Annotated in this window: 1 protein-coding gene; it reads left to right on the plus strand. The window is 64.7% G+C overall.

The window, feature by feature from the left end:
* Positions 1 to 255: hypothetical protein (locus QSK36_RS43320; RefSeq protein ID WP_285786466.1), on the plus strand; the 255-nt coding region annotated here is incomplete at both ends.

The following is a 255-nucleotide window of genomic DNA, read 5'->3' on the forward strand; positions in this document are numbered from 1 at the left end:
TGCGGGCGACTCTGGAGAAGGACCACACCTCCGGCCAGGACGACGCGCTGCTGGACATCTACCGCAAGCTGCGTCCGGGCGAGCCGCCGACCAGGGAGTCGGCGCAGGCGCTGCTGGAGAACCTGTACTTCAACCCGAAGCGCTACGACCTCGCCAAGGTCGGCCGTTACAAGATCAACAAGAAGCTGGGCGTCCAGGCCGACATCACCCAGGGCACGCTGACCGACGAGGACATCGTGTCCACCATCGAGTACA

Origin of the sequence: Microbispora sp. NBRC 16548 (assembly GCF_030268985.1) — a bacterium.
Lineage (GTDB): Bacteria > Actinomycetota > Actinomycetes > Streptosporangiales > Streptosporangiaceae > Microbispora > Microbispora catharanthi.